Source organism: Microcoleus sp. BM001215392 (assembly GCF_036700185.1).
In the GTDB taxonomy this organism is placed as follows: Bacteria; Cyanobacteriota; Cyanobacteriia; order Cyanobacteriales; family Microcoleaceae; genus Microcoleus.
In genome coordinates this window covers 1-4,290 of the sequence record NZ_JAUBOJ010000516.1, presented here as the reverse complement: position 1 = coordinate 4,290, position 4,290 = coordinate 1, and the positions used below count along the sequence as shown (strand labels likewise).

The window sequence follows — 4,290 nt, the reverse complement described above, 5'->3', positions numbered from 1 at the left end:
CTTTCAACAGTAACATCGGGTAGATTAAGCAGTCTGTCAAGATGAAGATCCATAGGGTATAAATCAATAACTGGTATCTCATTATACACTTTTCACCAAAAAGCCAGAAGAGCCCAATTTTGGGGAAGTTAGAAAATAGCATTTCAGTTAGTTATTGATATTTTATAGCTCTATGCTTATACATTTGTCTGCCAATTTTGGCAATCTTTTTCTATCATTCAACACTTCTGGGTCAGAGCCGATCAGCCTGATTTGGCTCCTTTTCGTATAACGCAGTTTAAAATGATAGTTCACTTGCGTTCACCATTGGAAGATTCCCCCTTGCACGCTTACCGCTTTAGGCTAGCAGTTTGAGTTACTTTCGTGGTCTGCATTCCATCTCTTTCATTGCTTACTTGAGGCGTGACCGGACTTCAAAAGAAGTCTTTTACGTGGGAGTAGCGGGTGTGAATCCGCTAAGGAAGTGGGCTTCCCATACTAAACAACCCGATCAGGTCGCGCTAGGTTAAACGAATCGCACACCGGAATTGATATAAAAGCGTTTTTTAGGAGTGCGAGCGTTTCGCTCGCGATATTCGATCGCTCGCGAAACGATCGCACTCGCGTATAATAATCAACTTAATTTTGGTTATGGAGAGTTTTGCCACTCGGCGGTAAGTTTGCGGAAATTGTATTTAGACACGCCGGGGTGACAAGTGGCGCAACTGCTAATATTGGCTGGTTGCGGCAGCTTGACTCTGGGGTGCAAAGCTTTGAAATAGCGAGAGTTGGCGGCTCTGTAGGGAAGTTCTTCGTCTTTGGCTTGGGGACGCGAATAAGTTTGTAGGTAGTTCCACACTAACAGGCGGGGCGGGTCTACTAGGAGTTTCAAGGTTTGTCCGTAATGTTGCGAATCTTGCAGCAACCGGCGCCAGGTTTCTGTTGGTAATACTTGCGGGGGTAAGCCGATATGGCAGGTGGCGCAGTTTTCTAGGTACAGTTGCTGTCCGAGTTGGTAGCGTTCGGGGATGCGATCGACAGTACCATTATCTTCAATTGCAGAGACTTGAGCCAGTCGCGCTGGAGTGTTGGAGCTGGCAGCCTGCGCTGCTACCCGTCCGCCACAGATACAACAGGCAATTATCAACACCAGCAAGGTAGAGTAAAGCCCCCGCAAGCCACGAGAGCGATGCTTGGGGGGGTTTTTGTGGTTCATTTTGTTTCTGCCTTCTTGCTGCTAATTTCTGGGCAAGCAAGGCGGTTTTTTTTGGCTACTAGCATTGCTTTGTTTGCTAAATCACTGGTATGCTCATGCCTTCGCGGGCTAAGCAGCCGTTGGCGAAAACTGCTTGCACGTCTGCTTCGACGCGATCGAGAAAATTGTCATCATGACCCGGATCGTGGTGAAACATCACAATTCTTTTGACTCCAGCAGCTTTGGCTATTTCTACTCCTGCTTGCCAAGTTGAGTGTCCCCAGCCGACTTTTGGGTTTTTGAAGTCGTAATACTCTTCGTTGGTGTAGTTGGCGTCGTAAATCAGCACGTCTGCGTTGCGGGCTAGGTGCACCACATTTTCGTCCAAGCGATCGGGAAAATGTTCTGTATCGGTGCAGTAGACGGCTGTGTGTCCCTCCCACGTGACTCGATATCCGATCGCGGTATTGGGATGGTTGAGCAGTGCCGTTTCTATTTTCACGTCGTCGATTTCGACAATATCGCCCGGAGTCAAATCGTTGAATTTAAGGTCTGACTGCATTACCTGGATTGGCACAGGAAAATTCGGGTGCAGCATTTGGTCGGCAAGACGCTGTTTGATTGTAGTGCCGTTAGGGGCGATCGCTCCGTAAATGTGAAAGCAGTTACCAGGGATAAAAGCAGGAGTAAAGAACGGAAATCCTTGAATGTGATCCCAGTGAGTGTGACTGAAAAACATATGAGCTTCCACCGGCATTTGTCGCAGCAGGTTAAGGCCGAGAACTCGTAAACCCGTGCCGCCGTCAAATATCAGGCGTTTTTTGCCCAAGCGCATTTCTACACAAGAGGTGTTGCCTCCGTAGCGAATTGTTTTGGTACCGGGGGTGGCGATGCTGCCCCGCACGCCCCAAAACTGAACGACAAACTCGGTCAAAGGACTATTTTCCATAGTGGCTTTCTGATCGGAAGGCTGTGGGTTGGCTTGAGAGGGTGCGGAATCTGGCATCTTTTTTAGTTTGGCGCGCAGGAACTTGGAAGTTGAGGTCTTATTTTTTAGTTTTTAGTTTTTACTTTTTAGCAATCCGTACTATAAAACGCTCGGTAAATTATCCAAGTACCCAACCGGGCAATCTGACTTACCGAACACTGGGGCTGTTACAAGCCTAAACCGTAACTGGCCGCTCGTGTAGCAGATTTCACGCTTGAGAGATGATTTTTTGCATCTTGGAGGCTGCCCGGCGTGTTCTGTCTTCTGAGATTAAGATAGCGTTAATGTCTGTGTTTGGCTAAAAGTTCCTCATACCTAGAAGGCTTTGGCTCAATTATTTGGAATTTGCGTTTAATCTTACTCTACCATTCGTATTGTTTTCAAGATTGCGACTGGGCTAGCTGTTTGAAAAATGCTGCTGGGTGACTCGGCATTCACCAACCAATTTTGATTGTAGCTACCCCCTCCTCGACTGCATTTGTTGACGTGCAGCGGTTACCTTAAGTTCGGCTGCCTGAATTTTTATTTGGGTTACAGTCGAGGAGTGTGCCGTTTGGAGCTTATTTGCGATCGGCTGCGATGCACTGTTCGACTAATGCCATTACTTTATCGACATCTTGCCAGCCCAGAATTTCTGTGACTTTTTTCTCCAAATTTTTGTACGATCTGAAAAATTCGGCGATTTCATCTAAGCGATGGGGCGCTACGTCTTTGAGGGACTTATAATGGGCGTAGCGTGGGTCTTTGTCGGGGACGCACAACAGTTTCTCGTCTCTGTCGCCTCCATCGATCATTTCTAGCATTCCGATCGGACGAGCGAGAATTACGCACCCTGGAAATGTGGGCTCATCCATCATCACCATGCCGTCGAGGGGGTCGCCATCATCGGCTAGGGTATTTGGTATGAAGCCGTAGTCGCACGGATATTGGACTGAGGAAGATAGCACGCGATCGAGCGCAAAGGCTTGCAAGTCTTTATCAAACTCGTATTTGTTTTTGCTGCCGGCGGTGATTTCGATCAGGACGTTGAGCAGTCCTGGTTTTGGCTGTGCCGGAATTAGGGATAAGTCCACAATAATATCTCCAAGTTAACAGACGATCGGGGATGAGCGCTACTTGCACTCATCCCTTTCAGAGTATTTTACGGGCGATCGGGATCGATGCTGCATCAGATTGAGAGAATGTGGGCGTGTGTACTCTCCGAGTTAGGAGCATCCCAATGACTGTAGGGGCGAAGCATTACGGCAGATAATTTATGGCTATAAGCAGAGATTTACTACCGTAATGCTTCGCCCCCACGGATATATTCGCAAAAATGGGATAATTCCACAGTTTGAGGGGGGAATAGTTTGTTTGGGCGATCGGGGAGATATTAACAAAACCATTCATCTGCTTTGTCTGTCAAAGTTCTTTTAATTTTCACTCCCAACCACTGGCTAAGCTCTGTTGCTAACCACTCGATTTCTGCTTCACTTCGTCCATGTAGTCGATATTTTTGGTCGCCCGCTTGAACAATCACTTCAGAAGCTTTGGATGATTTATCTAGGCTGTTGAGCCTAGTCTTAAATTCCAACTGGCAAATGTCCTGTCTGGCGACAGGCTTGGAATGATTCCATCTCAACCCCAACAGATGGCTGGTAGAGGAGATTTGCTGTCGATCGATTCTGAGATGCAATTCCCGAAATAGTGCAAACAGAAACATTACTACTACCGCAGGCAAGATATATTGAAAACCACCCCATAACAAGTAAACACTTACAGGAACCGCAGCCGAAAGCAGGGCAATTAAATTAAAACTCAGTCCTTGCGGCCCAATTACAATTTCTATAAACTCAGAATTTTTTGTGAGTTTAATATCGCTACCTTGCGGCTGCAATGGCATAGGAGTTTTGTCTATTTGGCGGGGATTTTTGAGCGCTCGCAATGCTTCCCCAGCCGAAGATAACCGTTTGTTCAAACTCGGTTCTGTCATCCACTCCAGCCAATCGACTAAATTAGAATTGAGATGCGCTGCGCGATCGGCAAATTGAATTCTCAAATCCTGCTGCGACATTTCTGTAGGATGTAAACCCGTTACCAAATAAATTAAAGTTGCACCTAAACCGTAGAGGTCAGAAGCCGGAACCGA

Annotated in this window: 3 protein-coding genes and 1 pseudogene; all 4 read right to left on the bottom strand. The window is 46.9% G+C overall.

From position 1 onward, the window contains the following. Positions 1-628: 628 nt before the first annotated feature. Positions 629-1,195: a diheme cytochrome C gene (locus QT974_RS31855; RefSeq protein WP_333472372.1), complete on the bottom strand. Its 567-nt coding sequence runs from the start codon at positions 1,193-1,195 to the stop codon at positions 629-631. A gap of 76 nt (positions 1,196-1,271) precedes the next feature. Then, the gene (locus QT974_RS31850; protein ID WP_333472371.1) at positions 1,272-2,180 is read right to left on the bottom strand and encodes an MBL fold metallo-hydrolase; all 909 of its coding nucleotides are present in this window, start codon (positions 2,178-2,180) and stop codon (positions 1,272-1,274) included. Between the two features lie 542 nt (positions 2,181-2,722). Next, positions 2,723-3,235, bottom strand: a complete 513-nt coding sequence (locus QT974_RS31845) for an inorganic diphosphatase (protein ID WP_333472370.1) — start codon at positions 3,233-3,235, stop codon at positions 2,723-2,725. A gap of 299 nt (positions 3,236-3,534) precedes the next feature. Then, positions 3,535-4,290: pseudogene (locus tag QT974_RS31840) on the bottom strand (serine/threonine protein kinase); the annotation flags it as partial.

What these genes read in the sequence shown, in the direction of transcription:
- QT974_RS31850 (WP_333472371.1), bottom strand. Translation starts at nt 2,180, where the DNA reads ATGCCAGATTCCGCACCCTCTCAAGCCAACCCACAGCCTTCCGATCAG.
- QT974_RS31855 (WP_333472372.1), bottom strand. Translation starts at nt 1,195, where the DNA reads ATGAACCACAAAAACCCCCCCAAGCATCGCTCTCGTGGCTTGCGGGGG.